This window comes from Halogeometricum limi (genome assembly GCF_900115785.1).
GTDB classification, from domain to species: Archaea; Halobacteriota; Halobacteria; order Halobacteriales; family Haloferacaceae; genus Halogeometricum; species Halogeometricum limi.
This window is the reverse complement of the sequence record NZ_FOYS01000004.1, coordinates 296,111-310,330: the sequence shown is the minus strand read 5'-3', so window position 1 is coordinate 310,330 and position 14,220 is coordinate 296,111. Positions and strand designations below refer to the sequence as shown.

The 14,220-nt window shown below is 68.3% G+C and carries 15 protein-coding genes; 9 read left to right on the top strand and 6 right to left on the bottom strand.

Going from position 1 to position 14,220, the window contains the following annotated elements; genetic code table 11:
• Positions 1 to 15: 15 nt before the first annotated feature.
• A complete protein-coding gene (locus tag BM282_RS13485) occupies positions 16 to 909 on the top strand; it encodes an alpha/beta fold hydrolase (RefSeq protein ID WP_089881947.1) in 894 nt (297 codons plus the stop codon).
• A 14-nt stretch (positions 910 to 923) separates the two neighbouring features.
• Here BM282_RS13485 and BM282_RS13480 read toward each other — a convergent pair whose 3' ends face one another.
• Positions 924 to 1,583 carry an HAD family hydrolase gene (locus tag BM282_RS13480; RefSeq protein ID WP_089881945.1) on the bottom strand — a complete coding sequence of 220 codons (660 nt, stop codon included), beginning with the start codon at positions 1,581 to 1,583 and terminating at the stop codon, positions 924 to 926.
• Positions 1,584 to 1,690: 107 nt separating this feature from the next.
• Between BM282_RS13480 and BM282_RS13475 the strand changes: the two genes are divergently transcribed.
• From BM282_RS13475 to BM282_RS13460, 4 genes are all read left to right on the top strand, one after another.
• Positions 1,691 to 2,404, top strand: a complete 714-nt coding sequence (locus tag BM282_RS13475; RefSeq protein ID WP_089881944.1) for a ferredoxin--NADP reductase — start codon at positions 1,691 to 1,693, stop codon at positions 2,402 to 2,404.
• Between the two features lie 192 nt (positions 2,405 to 2,596).
• Complete coding sequence (locus BM282_RS13470; RefSeq protein WP_089881942.1) at positions 2,597 to 2,791, top strand: cold-shock protein; 195 nt, start codon at positions 2,597 to 2,599, stop codon at positions 2,789 to 2,791.
• A gap of 108 nt (positions 2,792 to 2,899) precedes the next feature.
• Positions 2,900 to 3,328: a DUF6069 family protein gene (locus tag BM282_RS13465; RefSeq protein ID WP_089881941.1), complete on the top strand. Its 429-nt coding sequence runs from the start codon at positions 2,900 to 2,902 to the stop codon at positions 3,326 to 3,328.
• Between the two features lie 75 nt (positions 3,329 to 3,403).
• Positions 3,404 to 4,384: a Gfo/Idh/MocA family protein gene (locus BM282_RS13460; RefSeq protein WP_089881939.1), complete on the top strand. Its 981-nt coding sequence runs from the start codon at positions 3,404 to 3,406 to the stop codon at positions 4,382 to 4,384.
• A 12-nt stretch (positions 4,385 to 4,396) separates the two neighbouring features.
• On the opposite strand, the gene BM282_RS13455 is transcribed toward BM282_RS13460, so the two are convergent.
• Positions 4,397 to 4,816 carry a hypothetical protein gene (locus BM282_RS13455; protein ID WP_139229731.1) on the bottom strand — a complete coding sequence of 140 codons (420 nt, stop codon included), beginning with the start codon at positions 4,814 to 4,816 and terminating at the stop codon, positions 4,397 to 4,399.
• A gap of 101 nt (positions 4,817 to 4,917) precedes the next feature.
• Between BM282_RS13455 and BM282_RS13450 the strand changes: the two genes are divergently transcribed.
• Positions 4,918 to 5,418: a hypothetical protein gene (locus tag BM282_RS13450; RefSeq protein ID WP_089881935.1), complete on the top strand. Its 501-nt coding sequence runs from the start codon at positions 4,918 to 4,920 to the stop codon at positions 5,416 to 5,418.
• Positions 5,419 to 5,457: 39 nt separating this feature from the next.
• Here the strand turns inward: BM282_RS13450 and BM282_RS13445 are convergent, their stop codons facing one another.
• Positions 5,458 to 6,975 carry an ABC transporter permease gene (locus BM282_RS13445; RefSeq protein ID WP_139229730.1) on the bottom strand — a complete coding sequence of 506 codons (1,518 nt, stop codon included), beginning with the start codon at positions 6,973 to 6,975 and terminating at the stop codon, positions 5,458 to 5,460.
• Complete coding sequence (locus BM282_RS13440) at positions 6,972 to 7,919, bottom strand: ABC transporter ATP-binding protein (protein WP_089881933.1); 948 nt, start codon at positions 7,917 to 7,919, stop codon at positions 6,972 to 6,974. The genes BM282_RS13445 and BM282_RS13440 overlap by 4 nt, the downstream gene beginning before the upstream one ends.
• 114 nt (positions 7,920 to 8,033) lie before the next feature.
• Between BM282_RS13440 and BM282_RS13435 the strand changes: the two genes are divergently transcribed.
• Complete coding sequence (locus BM282_RS13435; RefSeq protein WP_089881932.1) at positions 8,034 to 9,299, top strand: NAD(P)/FAD-dependent oxidoreductase; 1,266 nt, start codon at positions 8,034 to 8,036, stop codon at positions 9,297 to 9,299.
• Positions 9,300 to 9,308: 9 nt separating this feature from the next.
• On the opposite strand, the gene BM282_RS13430 is transcribed toward BM282_RS13435, so the two are convergent.
• Both BM282_RS13430 and BM282_RS13425 read right to left on the bottom strand, forming a co-directional pair.
• A complete protein-coding gene (locus BM282_RS13430) occupies positions 9,309 to 11,048 on the bottom strand; it encodes a BCCT family transporter (RefSeq protein ID WP_089881930.1) in 1,740 nt (579 codons plus the stop codon).
• A 191-nt stretch (positions 11,049 to 11,239) separates the two neighbouring features.
• Complete coding sequence (locus tag BM282_RS13425) at positions 11,240 to 12,022, bottom strand: endonuclease/exonuclease/phosphatase family protein (protein WP_089881928.1); 783 nt, start codon at positions 12,020 to 12,022, stop codon at positions 11,240 to 11,242.
• Positions 12,023 to 12,128: 106 nt separating this feature from the next.
• On the opposite strand from BM282_RS13425, the gene hisD reads away from it, so the two are divergent.
• Together hisD and BM282_RS13415 are read left to right on the top strand one after the other, a co-directional pair.
• The gene (gene hisD, locus BM282_RS13420) at positions 12,129 to 13,421 is read left to right on the top strand and encodes a histidinol dehydrogenase (protein WP_089881926.1); all 1,293 of its coding nucleotides are present in this window, start codon (positions 12,129 to 12,131) and stop codon (positions 13,419 to 13,421) included.
• Positions 13,422 to 14,195, top strand: coding sequence for a class I SAM-dependent DNA methyltransferase (locus BM282_RS13415; RefSeq protein WP_089881924.1), 774 nt, complete (start codon positions 13,422 to 13,424; stop codon positions 14,193 to 14,195). It begins immediately after the preceding gene.
• Positions 14,196 to 14,220: the final 25 nt, after the last annotated feature.

The window sequence follows — 14,220 nt, the reverse complement described above, 5'->3', positions numbered from 1 at the left end:
ACCCGAGCAGTAGTCGTGGAGCAGACATCCGAGAGACGGGACGCGTACGCATCGTCTCCGACGAGTCGGACGGTCTCCGTCGCCGTCGACGGCGCGGAGCGGACCGTCTCGTACGCCGACTACGGCGACCCCGCTGGGGTGCCTGTCCTCTTCTTCCACGGGACGCCGGGGTCGCGCCTCCTCGGCCGTCTGTTCCACGACTCGGCGAGACGACGGGGCGTCCGCCTCCTCGCGCCCGACCGACCGGGGTACGGTCGGTCGTCGCCGTGGCCTTCGCGGACGCTCGCCGATACGGGGCGGTTCGTCGAACCCGTGTTGTCGGACGCCGACGTCGACCGCGTCGGCGTCGTCGGGTTCTCCGGCGGTGGCCCGCACGCTCTGGCGTTCGCCGCGACGCACGGACGGCGCGTCAGACGCGTCGACGTGGTGTCCGGCGCGGTACCGCCGTCCGTGACCGCCTCGAAACCGCCCGCTCTCCGACTGTTCGAGTCCCTCGCGAACACCGCTCCGGCCCTCCTCCGCGCGACGCTCCGACTCCAGCGGTGGGTCGCGACCCGCGCGCCGCCGTCACTGGTCGTCTCGCAGTACACCGACGAGAGCGACGGCGTCGACGACGCGGACGCGGACGCCGTCAGGCGGGACTTCGTCGAAGCGTTCGGTCGGTCCCGGCGGGGGTTCGTGACCGAGATGCGTCTCCTCGGCGACCGATGGGAGTGGCTGCCCGCGTCTCTCGACGTGCCGGTGACGTTCTGGCACGGCACGCGAGACGCGAACGTTCCGGCGGCGGACGCCCGACGATTCGCCGACCGCCTCTCGGCGCGGTGGAACGCGCTCGACGGCGCAGACCACCTGTACGCCCTGCTTCGAGGCGTTCCAGCGGTTCTCGACGACCGCGCGGCCGGTCGATAACTCGCCTCCCGGGTTCACTCCGCGAGTGCCACCACGTCGGCGAGCGTCGTCACCTCGTAGGTCGGTGTGACCGAGAGGTCGGTGTCGCGGTTGTGGTCGCGGCGGACGAACACCGAGTCCATCCCGGCGCGTTCGGCGGCGACGACGTCGCTCTCGCTGTCGCCGACGTAGAGCGCCGACTCGGCCCCCAGGTCGGCCACCGCCAGTTCGAGGTAGTGCGTGTTCGGTTTCTTCAGCGTCAGGCTCTCGACGGTCATCTCGCGGCCGTAGTAGGTATCGAAGAGGTCCCCGAGGTCGAAGAAGTCGAGTTTGAACGCGACGGTCGTGTGGTGGTTGTTGCTGACGACGCCCCGGTTCGGCGGCAACTCTGCAATCGCCGTCACGTCGTCGTACCGGGTGCGACCCCCGGCGCGGAACGCCTCGAACTGCGAGCGTTCGTCGTGTCGTTCGCGGGCGTCCCACAGGTCGTCGACTGCGACGCCGTGCGCGTCCGCTACCTCGGTGAGTCGGGCCGGCGTCACGCCGCCGGCGAGTGCGTCTGCGTGGTCAGTCGGCGGGGCGTCCACGCCGACTTCGCGGAACGCCGACTCGACGGCGGCCAGTTGCGTCTCCCGCGTGGGCGGTTCGACGAGGACACCGTCGCTGTCGAACAGGAACGCGTCGTATCTCGGCACAGACGCCGATGCGCGCCGGGAGACACTGAGTGCTTCGAACGGTGCGACTTCGAACCTGTTCTCGGTCTGCCAGCACGCCTTTGGGCGTTCCACTCCACCCACCGAACATGACGCTCACCGTCACCGTCGAAGACGTCCACCAGATGACGCCCGACGTGAAGCAGTTCCGCCTCGCTGCCGACGACCACACGTTCGAGTACGACCCGGGCCAGCACACGATGGTCCACTTCGAGAACGACGGCGAGGAGGAGGCGCGGCCGTACACCGCGGCGAACCTCCCCGGAACGGACGAACTCGTCCTCGCCATCAAGCGCTACGACGACGGGAACGCCTCCGTCTTCATGCACGAACGGCGTCCCGGTGACGAGATAGAGATAGAGGAGCTAGACGGCAACCTCCGCGTGCGCGACTTCGACCGGGACGCCGTCTTCGTCGCGACGGGAACCGGAATCACGCCGTTGTACCCGATGCTCAAACAGTACGCCGAGGAGGGCGACGGCGACGCGCACCTCGTGTTCGGCGAACGCGACCAAGAACACCTCATCTTCCGCGAGAGCCTCGACCAACTCCGCGCCGAACACGAGAACCTCGACGTGAACTACGTGCTCTCGGACGCCGACGACGACGCCGACTGGAACGGGAAGACGGGACACGTCCAAGACCACCTCCCGGACGCGCTGGACGGCGTCGACGACACCGACTTCTACGTATGCGGCGTTCCCGAGATGGTCGTCGAGACGCGTGAACTCCTCGAAGACGAAGGCGTCGACGAAGAGCACATCTACACGGAGGGCTGGGAGTCCGACGCGGCGGACGACTGACGTTCGAACCGACGATACCACAGAAGCAGCGTGCAGAGACGCCGACCCCGACGAGGATAGCCCCCCGAATCGACGCATCAGAACATTCGTCTCGGATTCGGTTTTTCTGTAGCACACTCGTCTACTAATTTATCCATTGGTACTACGTACCTCGCAAGTCTTATCCGTATACCTCCATTGTGTTCAAAAGCAATGGCGAAAGGAAACGTTGATTTCTTCAACGACACTGGCGGTTACGGTTTCATCTCGACGGACGACGCTGACGACGACGTGTTCTTCCACATGGAAGACATCGGCGGCGAGGACCTCGAAGAGGGAACGGACGTAGAATTCACGATCGAAGACGCCCCCAAGGGTCCGCGCGCGGCGAACCTGACGCGTCTCTAACTCGGTTCGGTACGCCGCGTCACCGCGGCAGACGAATTCGAACCATCTTCCGATTTTACTGTTACCGGCGAGCTACTGGCTTATATCGTCAGCGAGCGTACGTCTCCCATGCAACTCACCACCACCAGAGCAGTCGCACCCACCTCGGCCGGAGACCTCGCCCGACAGACGGCGTTCGGCGTCCTCGTCGCACTCGCGTTCGTGTTCGCGACGCGGGTCGTCGTCGGTCTCCTCGGCGTCGACCTCGGCGTCTCGGGCGCGGCGAGTCCGTTCGCCACTGCGCCGATACTCGGGAGCACCGTCGTCGCGGGCATCGGCGCGGCCGTCGCGTACGCCGTGTTGGACCGCGCGACCGCCCGTCCGGCGCGAAACTTCGTCGTCCTCGCGGCCGGCGTCTTCGCGGCGATGATGGTCCCCGTGCTGACGTTCGCGCCCGAACTCGGCGTCACGCCAGCGGGCCAACTCGTCCTCACCGCGTTCCACGTGTTCGTCGCCGTCCCCCTCGTCGCGTTCGTCGTCGGGGCGGTTCGACTGTAGCCCGTCGAAGCGGTCCGCGCGACGCCCTCCGCCGAAACCCGAACACCCATCAGCCGACGACCGAATCCTCCGCGTATGTACAACGCCGCTATCGTGGGGTGTGGAGTCGTCGGGGGCCGTCTCGCGGAGTCGTTCTCCGAACATCCGGAGACGACCGTCTGGGGCGTCTGCGACCTCGTCGAGTCGAAGGCCGAGTCGTTCGCCGCCGAGTACGACGCCCGCGCGTTCACCGACTACCGCGAGATGATTCGGTCGGACGAGGTGGACGTCGTCTACGTGGGCGTCCCGCCGACGGTCCACCGCGAGGTGGTGACGTTCGCTCTGGAACACGACCGACACACAATCTGCGAGAAACCCATCGCCGAGGACGCCGCCGAGGGAGCGCGGATGGTCGCACTCGAACGCGAGACGGACCGGGAGACGGCCGTGAACCTCCCGTTCCGCTACACCCCGGGCTTCGTGGAGATGCGCGAGCGAGTCGAGGCGGGCGAGATAGGCGCGCCGAAACGCGTGACGCTCGACTTCCGCTTCCCGCAGTGGCCGCGCGAGTGGCAGGACGTCGCGTGGCTACGCTCCAGAGAGCAGGGCGGGCCGATTCGCGAGGTGGGCACGCACTTCCTGTTCGGCGTGCAGGAGCTTTTCGGCCCCATCGAACGGGTGAACGCGACGGTGTCGTACTCGGGACCGGACGCGTACGAAGACTCCGTCGTCGGCTACTTCGAGGTGGACGGCGTGCACGGCACCATCGACCTGTTGTGCGACCACGAACAGGACGAGGAGAACTCGATAACCGTCGTCGGCACCGAGTCGGAACTCACGCTCGTCGAGTGGTACCGACTCCTCGAAAACCGCGAACAGGACGACGAGGCGGTGCTGAACGAAGACCGCGAGCAGACGACGCTGACGCTCGTCGACGAGTTCGTGACGGCGATGGACGGCGGCGACGCCGAGTTGGTGTCGTTCGCGGAGGCGACGCGGGTGCAACGCGTCGTGGACGCCGTCTTCGACTCGGCGGGCGGGACGGTCGAGATTCGGGCCGATTCGCGGGTGGAGTGACGGTTCGCGGAGTCATCGACGGTTCCTGAAGACGCGGACGAGACCGACGGCGAACAGTGCGACGCCGACCAGCGAGACGACGCCCTCGGGCGCGCCCGTCGCCGAGAGGACGAGCGGATGCGTCCCGAACGTGACGACGAGGCCGCCGAGGAGGACGAGACCCCACGTGGTGAACCCGCTCGCCTCGTCGGGGTTCGCCGCCGGTTCGAGCGACGCGAACGCCGCCGCGGAGACGGAGACGAGTTCGCCGGAGTGGACCCGCCGGCCGGACGCGTCGGCGACTCTGAGAAGCGTCACGCTCGCGGTGTCGTCCTCGCCGTCAGCGGCGCTCTCGTCGGCGCGGCCGACGACACGAAACGTCCCCCTCGCGAGGGCGTCTCCGTCGCCGGCGACGTGGTCGTACGGGCGCGGTTCGGACGTGTCGTCGGTCATCTCGTAGGCGGACGGGACGGAGTCGGGAGTCAGTTACGTTCGTGTAGCCGCGGCACACCACGTGCGAAGACTAAGGTTCCTCCTCGAAGAAGGACGCTCGAATGAGCACGTCCGACGCGCTTCCCTCGTGGTCCGCGGACGACCGGAGGCGGAGTACGCGGTGGCTCTCGTACGTCGCCGCCGCCCTCGTCCTCGTCGTCGCGGGTCTCCACCTGTTCCACCCGAGTCACGGCCTCGCCGCACTCTCCGTGCGCCTGTTCGGCGACCCGAGCCTCCTCGTGTACGACCCCCGACCGCTGGCGTTCGTCCTCTCGGCGTTCGCCCTCGCCGTCGGCGTCCCGTTGGCGCGGAACGCCCCCTCCCGACGACCGTACTACGCCGTCGGTATCGCCATCCTCGCGCTCTATCTCGGCGGCTACTTCGCGTGGCACTTCTCGGGGCACGGGAGCTTCCTGCCCGGCCGAGAACCGCTGCATCACCACGGCGTCTCGCCGCTTCAGAACGTCGTGAACCACCTCACGGCCGAACCGCTCGCGGCCGTCTCGAAGACCGCCGAACTCGCCGGTATCGCCGTTCTCGGCGTGCTGTTCGCCCGGGAGTAGTCGGAGTGGGCGTCGTCGGCGGCGGCGTCGTCGTCGGCGTCAGTCCGGGCGCGCGAGGAACCGGCGCGCGAGGACGCCCGCGACGACGAGATGTGCGAAGACGCCCGCGACGGCGAGCGTGACGAACTCCGCGGTCGTCCCCGAAGCGACGCCGACGACGAACAGTTTGATGGTCCAGAACGGCGGGAAGACGCCGAACAGGTACTGCCACGGTTCCGGGACGGCGAGGAGGCCGAACAGGGGTACCATCACGAGGAGGCCGAGCACCTTGCTCACCGCGACGCCCTCCACCGAGTTCGAGGCCAGCGACCCGAGGAGGAGGCTGGTGACGGCCGCCCAGAGCGCCGAGACGGCGCAGGCGACGGCGAGAACCGCGGGCGGGACGGCGACCAACCCCGCGAGCGGAACGGCCACCGCGCCGGCGACGGCGCTGAGGACGACGACCGAGAGTTCTCGGTAGAGGAGGTAGCCCCGGCCCGTGAGCGGGGTGGTTCGGAAGGCAGCGACGAGTCCCTGGTCCCGGTCTTCGAGGACGAGAAAACCGGCGACGAACCCGAACGTCGCGGGGGCGAACGCGGCGACGAACGCCACCGCCACGTCGGCGTACGCGAGCAAGTCCACGCGCCCCGAGAGCGAGGCGGCGGCCGCGGGGTAGCCGAACCGCGCGACGACGGCGATGAGGAGGGGAGACAGACCGATGTAGACGAGCAGGGGGTCGGTCCCCCACCGTTTGAGGTCCGCGAGCACCATCGATTCGACCGGTCCTCGTCGGCGACGGCGACCCGCGAGACGACCGACGCCTGGTCTCGTCGCGGCGGTCCACGGGCGGGGTTTCGACGCGCCCGCGCCGCCGTCGTCGCGGACGACGTGACGGACGAACGCCCGGTGGGCGAACACCCACGCGATGGCGGTGGCGACGAGCGAGTAGCCGACGCCGTACGCCAGCATCGTCGTCGTCGTCGGGTCGAAGGCGGCGCGGACGAGGACGATAGAGGCCTGCACCGGGAACAGATAGAAGAGCGGCGTCTCGTAGAGACCGAGCAGACCCAGCATCGGAAGCGTCAGTACCGTCATGTACGCGAGCGCGGTCATGAAGTAGGCGTTGATGGTGTCGAACCGCGCGACGGCGACGAAGCCGACGAGGACGTAGAGGGGGACGGTGAGGAGGACGCCGACGAGGAGGACGAGGGGGTCGAACGCCGTTCCGACGGCGCCGAGGACGACGACGAAGGTGGCGACGACGGCGAGGAGCGTGAGAGAGAGGACCTTCGAGAGGAGGTACTCCGAGGCGCGCACGGGCGAGGTGACGAGGGCGTCGAGCACGCCTTCGGCCTTCTCGAAGAGGACGAGTGCGCCGACGAAGTAGAAGCCGAGGAGGGCGGGGTCGCCGAGGACGACGAGCGTGACGAACCGGCCGAGTTCGGCGTCGGGTGCCCGTCGAAGGCCGAGTGCGAACGCGAGCGTCACGACGATGTAGACGGCGTAGAAGCCGTATCTGGACTGCAGTCGAACGTCCGTGCGAACGAGCGACGCCAGCCGAGACGCGGAGAGCGTCACCGGAGCGTCCTCCCGGTCACGTCGATGAACACCGTCTCCAACGTCGCCTCCTCGGTGTGGATGGTGTCGTAGCGACCCGACCGAACCACCTCGGCGAGGGCGGCGGCGTCCGCTTCGTCCGCGGGGTCGAACTCGCGTACCCGTTCCCGTCCGTCTTCCGTCGACTCCACGCGGACGCGACGCGACCCGTGGCGGCGTTTCAGGGCGTCCGGGGCGTCCACGACGGGTATCTCGCCGTCGACGACGAACGCCACGCGGTCGCAGAGTTCGTCGGCGACGCTCATGTCGTGCGTCGCGACGAACACCGTCGTCCCCGACCGCTGCAGGTCGAGGACGATGTCTTTCACGCGCCGGGCGTTCGCCGGGTCGAGGCCGGTGGTCGGTTCGTCCAAGAACAGGAGGTCCGGGTCGTGAAGCAGCGACCGCGCGAAGTTCAACCGCATCTTCATCCCCTTCGAGTAGTCCGCGACGCGGCGGTCCGCCGCGTCCGACAGGCCGACGAGAGAGAGGAGTTCCTCGGCGTCGCGCGTCTCCCCGTCGTACAGCGAGGCGAACAGGTCGAGGTTCTCTCTGCCCGTGAGTTTCACGTAGGTGTTCGGCGACTCCGCGGAGACGCCGACTCGTTCGTAGTAGTCGCCGCCCCACTCGCGCACCTCGCGGCCGAGGACCGTGACCGACCCCTCGTAGTCGTCCAACAGGCCGACGAGGACCTTCTGCGTCGTCGACTTCCCCGCCCCCGAGGGCCCGAGAAAGCCGACCACTTCGCCGGGATGAATCTCGAAGTCGAGGCCGCGGAGCGTCTCGTCGGCGGCGCCGGGATAGGTGAATCGGAGTCCCGAGACGGCGACGACGGGGTCCGACGACGCCTCGGTCGGTCGTACGTCCGGCTCTCGGTCCGCCGCGGAAGCCGCGTCGACGCCGTCCCGTCGGCCTCTCTCGACCATGGATTGTGGCGAGGAGTACGCGGCACGAACTGATGAATCCGCCGTCCGTCGGGATTCGAGGGACGTCCGCGCCGTCTCGGCGTGTTTTTGAGGTGACAGGGACAAGACGGAGACATGAGCGAACTCGACGAGACGGACCCGTTCGTCTCCCGACTCGACGCCCCGACGCTCCGCGCCGCCCGGGAACGGGGCGGGTCGGCCGTCGTCGTCGGCGGGGCGATGGCTGGCCTCGCCGCGGCGCACGCACTGCGGGCACTCGACTGGGACGTCGTCCTGTACGAACGGCAGTCGTACGCGGACAAGCGCGTCAACTGCGGCGAGGCGATGACCGACGCCGGGTCGATTCCCCTCCCCAAGACGCCGGCGTACGGCTTCGCCAACCGCCCGCCCGCGTTCGAGGTGCACGTCTACACCGGCGAGACGGGCGCGCGGACACTCGCCGGCGAGGGCGTCTTCCCCTCCACGGACGGCTACGTCACCGACCGCAACGTGGTCGAACGACGGTGGGCCGAGCAGTTGGCCGAACAGGGAGTCGACGTGCGCGAGTCGACGGGCGTGAGGAAGGCGCAGTTCCGCGCGTTCTCCGAGGAGTTCGACCTCGTGGTGGACGCGACGGGACAACCCTCCATGGCGAGCAAAGTCGACGGCACGACGGGCGAGTACGCCGGGCGCATGACCGCGTTGAACGCGGACGTCGAGGGGGACTTCTCGGAGCTCTATCCCAACTCTCGCATCCTGTTCGAGAACTACCTCGGCTACGCGTGGGCGTTCCCGAAGTCGGAGACGCGCGCGAACGTCGGCATCGGCTGGGCCGAAGACAAACTCCCGGACGACTACTACGCGGCGTTCGTCGCGGCGTGCGAGCGCAACGACTGGCCCGTTCCCGACCGGTCGGCGATGAACATCTACACCATCCCGCGCGGGCCGAGTCTCGACCCCGAGCGAACCTGGGACGCCGAACGGCGTATCGCCCGCGTCGGCGACGCCGCCGGCGTCGCCAACCGGTTCACGGGAAAAGGCATCTCGCAGGCCGTCGAGTCGTCGTACCTCCTCGCGGAGTTGGCGGCGCGGAACCGTCTCGACGACTACCCCGAGGAACTGTACGACCGGATGAAAAACGAGTACCGACTGGCGTACGTCGTCCGCGGCGCACTCGAAGACGGCCGACCGGACATCCTCGGCGGCGTGATGAACGCCGTCTCCGGTATCGACGTGGAGGCGGTGGACAGAGAGCCGAGGCACGCCTTCTCGCGTCTCGTGCGACACCCCGTCCTCCTCGCGAAACTGGCGGCGAACCCGACGATGCTCTCGCGCCTCCTCGACGCCTACACCGACGACTGGGAGTACCGGAAGACGGCCGAGACGCCGACGCGTTCCTGAGCGGCCTGTTCAGTCGTCCGTCGTCCCGTCTCGCACGTCCGTCACCACGTCCTCTCTCGAGGTGACCACGTCGATTCCCTCTTCGTCGGCCATCTCGCGGATTCGCTCGGCGAACTGCTCGGACTGCAGGAGTTCGTACTCCCGTCTGAGGCCGAGATAGAGCGTGTAGCACATCAACAGGAGGACGACGGCGAACGGGAACCCGGTGGCGATGGCCGCCGTCTGGAGCGCTTCGAGGCCGCCGCCGTACAGCAGGAGCGCCGCGACGGCCCCCTCCGTCGTCGCCCAGAAGATACGCTGTACTTTCGGGACTTCGTGTTTGCCGCCGGAGGTGAGGTGGTCGATGACGAGCGACCCCGAGTCCGAGGAGGTGACGAAGAACGTGACGACGAGGAGCGTCGCCAAGAGCCCGGACACGGCACCCAACGGATACTGATTCAACAGGCCGAACAGCGCGTACGTCTGTCCCATCTCGGTGTAGATGTCGAGCGCCGCGCCGTTGCCCTGCAGCGAGTTGAACAGGGCGCTCCCGCCGAACGTGGACAGCCAGAGCGTCGAGAACAGCGACGGGAGGAACAGCACGCCGACGACGAACTCCCGGACGGTCCGGCCCTTCGAGATGCGGGCGATGAACATCCCGACGAACGGCGACCAGGCGATCCACCACGCCCAGTAGAACACGGTCCACCCCGAGACGGTGCCGCCGCCCTCGCCGAGTGCGCCCGTGAAGAACGACAGCCGAGGGAGCACGTTGAGGTAGCGTCCGAGCCCCTGCACCCACGTCCCGAGAATCTGCACCGTCGGCCCGACGGCGATGAGAAACGCCAGCAGTGCGAACATGAGATAGAGGTTCAGCGTGCTCAGTCGCTTGACGCCGCCGTCGAGTCCGGCCGCCACGGAGAGCGTCGCGATGGCGGTGATACCGGCGATGAGGAGTATCTGCGGGACGGTTCCGACGGGAATCTGCGCGACGTTCAGGACGTCGCCGAGGACGTACGAGAACCCGCTGTTGACCTGCTTGACGCCGAGTCCGAGCGAGGTGGAGAGGCCGAACAGCGTCGCGAACACGGTCACCAGGTCGATGACGTGCCCCGGCCAGCCGTAGATTCGGTCACCCAACAACGGCCAGAAGATGGAACGGAACGTCAACGGGAGGCCGCGGTTGAACGAGAAGAACGCGAGTCCGAGGCCGACCAGTCCGTAGATGGCCCACGGGTGGATACCCCAGTGGAAGAACGTCTGTGCGATGGCCGCAGAGCCCGCGGCACCGGTTCCGCCCTCCGCCTCGAAGAACCCCGGGACGGTACCGAAGTAGTACAGCGGTTCCGAGACGCTGTAGAACATCAGCCCGATGCCCATCCCGGCGCTGAACAGCATCGCCATCCACGAGAAGTCGCCGAACTCCTTCTCGGCTTTCACGCCGCCGATGCGGATGGTCCCGTACTTGCTGACCGCGAAGAACAGGATGGTGCCGATGAAGACGTTGACCGAGAGCAGGAAGAACCAGCCGAAGTGACCCTCGAAGAACGTCCGGACGGCGGAGTAGACGCTGGCCGCTTGCGAGCCCAACAGGAGCGTCGCGGCCACGAACGACGCGACGACGACGAGTGCGGCCGGGAAGACGACGGGATGGACGTCGAAGCCCAAGCGTCGAATGTTCGTGTCCCCCGGTTCGCGACCGGATTCGGGGTGGAACAGTTCGGTCTGGAGTCCGTCCGCGTCGCCGCCGGAGTCCTCGTTGTCTGTCATGCGATACGGCTCTGTGACTGCGGTGTGTGTTCGCTTGAGTTCATGTTCCGAGTTCGTCGACGCCGACTTCGCCCACGGCCGCCCGCCGAATCGACCGACCGAGTCTCACGCTCGAACCGTCACGGCACGAAGATATATCCATCTCTTTCTCACACGCACTAAAAAGGCTGCTTGCCGATTCGGTCGACCGGTCAGGTGGGAATCACGTCGGCGACGACGGGGAAGTGATCGGAGGGGTAGCCCCGGTCGGTGTGGTCGGGGAGCGTCGCGTGGATGCGCACGTCGCAGTCCCGAACGAACACGTAGTCGATTCGCTCCGTCGGGTCGCCGGAGAACTCGTGCATCGTCTTCTCCGGGCCGTGGTGACCGAGTTCGGCGACGTCGCGCGCGTCGTCGAACGAGTCGGTGAACACCTCGTAGGGGGCCGACCCCGGCGTCGAGTTACAGTCGCCCGCGAGGACCACGGGGCCGTCCAACTCGCCGAGTCGGTCGCAGGCCGTGCGGGCTCCCTCGACGCGTGCCGTCTCCCCTTTCCGGTCGAGGTGGATACTCGCCACGTGGAACCGCTCTCCGGAGTCGTCCTCGGTGAGCGTCGCGCGAGAGAGGATGCGCGGTAGGTCGGCGTCCCACCCGACGCTGGCCGGTTGCTCCGGCGTCTCCGACAGCCAGAACGTCTCGTCGTCTTCCAGCGAGAAGCGGGTGGTGTCGTAGCCGACGGGGACGTACTCGTTCGTGACGCCGGTCACGTCTTCCCCACCGGTTCGGGAGACGGCGACCCACGCGAAGTCGTCGAGCGCCTCGCGAACCGCGTCGAGTTGGTGGTTCAGCGGTTCCTGCAGGCAGACGACGTCGGGACGGTGGTACCGGAGCAGGCTGATGACGGCGTCGCGGCGGTGCGGCCACGCGTCCGGGCCGTCGTCGTCGGTGTCGTAGCGGACGTTGAAACTCAGCACGCGAACCGGGGCGGGAGTCATCGTCTGCGGTGACGCGCGCCCGATACATCAATCCTGTCGCGGGGCGGCCGGCGCGGCGGTGACGGGTTTCGGAACGTCCTTACCGACTCGTGTCGAACCGCGAGGTATGCAACTCGACGTTCGGGACGTGGCCGAACTCTCGCCGGACGAACGCCGGGCGTTCTTCGAACGGGACGCGGGCGTCGCCGAAGTGCGGTCGGACGTTCGCGACATCGTCTCGCGGGTCCACGAGGAGGGCGACGTCGCGGTCAGGAACTTCTGCCGCGAGTTCGACGGCGTAGAAGTCGGCAACATCGACGTGACCGACGACGCCGAACGCGCCTACGAGAAGGTGGACGACGACGTCATCGCGGCCATCGAGGCGGCGGCCGAGAACGTCCGCGAGTTCCACGAGCGACAACTCCCCGAAGACTGGCGCGAGGAGTTCGGCGGTCCCGGAACACGCGAACTCGGCCGTCGGTTCCGCCCCCTCGAACGCGTCGGCGTCTACGCGCCCGGCGGGACGGCGGCGTACCCCTCCAGCGTCCTCATGGGCGTCGTCCCCGCGAAGGTTGCGGGCGTCGAACACGTCGCCGTCGCCACGCCGCCCGCCGACCCGATGAACCCCATCACGCTCGCGGCGGCGCACGTCGCCGGCGCGGACCGGATATACAGCGTCGGCGGCGCGCAGGGCATCGCCGCACTCGCCTACGGGACGGAGACGGTGAAAGCGGTGCAGAAAGTCGTCGGGCCGGGCAACAAGTGGGTGACGGCGGCGAAGGCTGAAGTCCGCGGCGACGTCGACATCGACTTCCTCGCCGGACCGTCCGAGGTTCTCGTCGTCGCCGACGAGACGGCGGAACCGGAGTACGTCGCCGCCGACCTGGTGGCGCAGGCCGAACACGACCCGAACGCCTCCGTCGTCGCCGTCACCGACGACGCCGAGACGGCCGCCGCCGTCGTCGACGCCGTCGAACGGCAGGTCGAGGGCCGCGAACGCGCCGACACCGTCCGCGACGCGTTCGAGAACGACGCCTCCGGCGTCTTGCTGGCGCGGTCGATGTCCGAGGCCGTCCTGTTCGCCGAGGAGTACGCCGCCGAACACCTGTCGATTCAGGCCGACGACGACGAGGCGCTCTTAGACCGCATCTCGAACGCCGGGAGCGTCTTCCTCGGGCCGCACACGCCCGTCGCGGCCGGCGACTACGCCTCGGGAACGAACCACGTCCTCCCCACCTCCGGCGGTGCGAAGCGCTACGGCGGCCTCTCCGTGGAGACGTTCCTCCGGTCGTCGACGGTCCAGCGACTGGACGAGAGCGCCCTCTCTGACCTCTCGGACACCATCACGACGCTGGCCGAGGCCGAAGGGTTGGAGGCGCACGCCGAGAGCGTCCGCGCCCGCTTCGCGGACGACGAGTAGATGCCTCGTCCCCGCCCGCCGTCATTCGCCGACGCCTGTGCGCGCGTCGTCTCGGACCCGGACGCGGCGCATTCGGTGACGACGACGCTCGCCCCGTTGCAGGCGCGTCTCGCCGTCACGGAGGCCGAAGACCGGCGGACCGACGCGCGGTTCGACCTGCTCCGGCGCACCCTCCCCGCGGACGTCGAACGCGTCGCCGAGTTCGGGTGTGGGACGGGGACGCTCCTCTCTCGACTCGACGACGAGTACGACGCCGTCGGCGTCGACAGTGCCCCCGGACTGCTCGCGTTCGCCGCCGCGCGCGGCGGGTCCGTCGTCTGCGGCGACCCGGCGCGTCCGCCGCTTCGCGCCGCGTTCGACGCGGTGTGTTCGTTCGAACATCTCGGGGCGAACCGGCCGCTCTCGGCGCTGTCCGAGGCGGCGTACGCGACGCTCCGGCCGGGCGGTCTCTTCGTCTTCGACGCGCTCTCGGACCCGCAGGCGGCCGCCACGTCCGGCGTGGAGACGTACCGGACCGCCAGATACGTCCTCGAACGCTCCGTCGACGTCGCGCGACGGCCGCCGGTGGTCCACGCGGACTACCGGGTCACCGACCTGCGCACCGGCGAGGTGGGCGTCACCTCCGAACGCCTCCCGTTCCGCGTCGACGACGCCGAGAGCATCGAAGAGACGCTCGAATCGGCCGGATTCGTGGACGTGAGCGTCTCTGACGACGGTGGCACGGCTGGAGAAGTCGTCGGCTCGGCGGTCCGACCGATCGAGACAAGCGAGTGAATCGGCGCCAACGTTAACAGGGTGT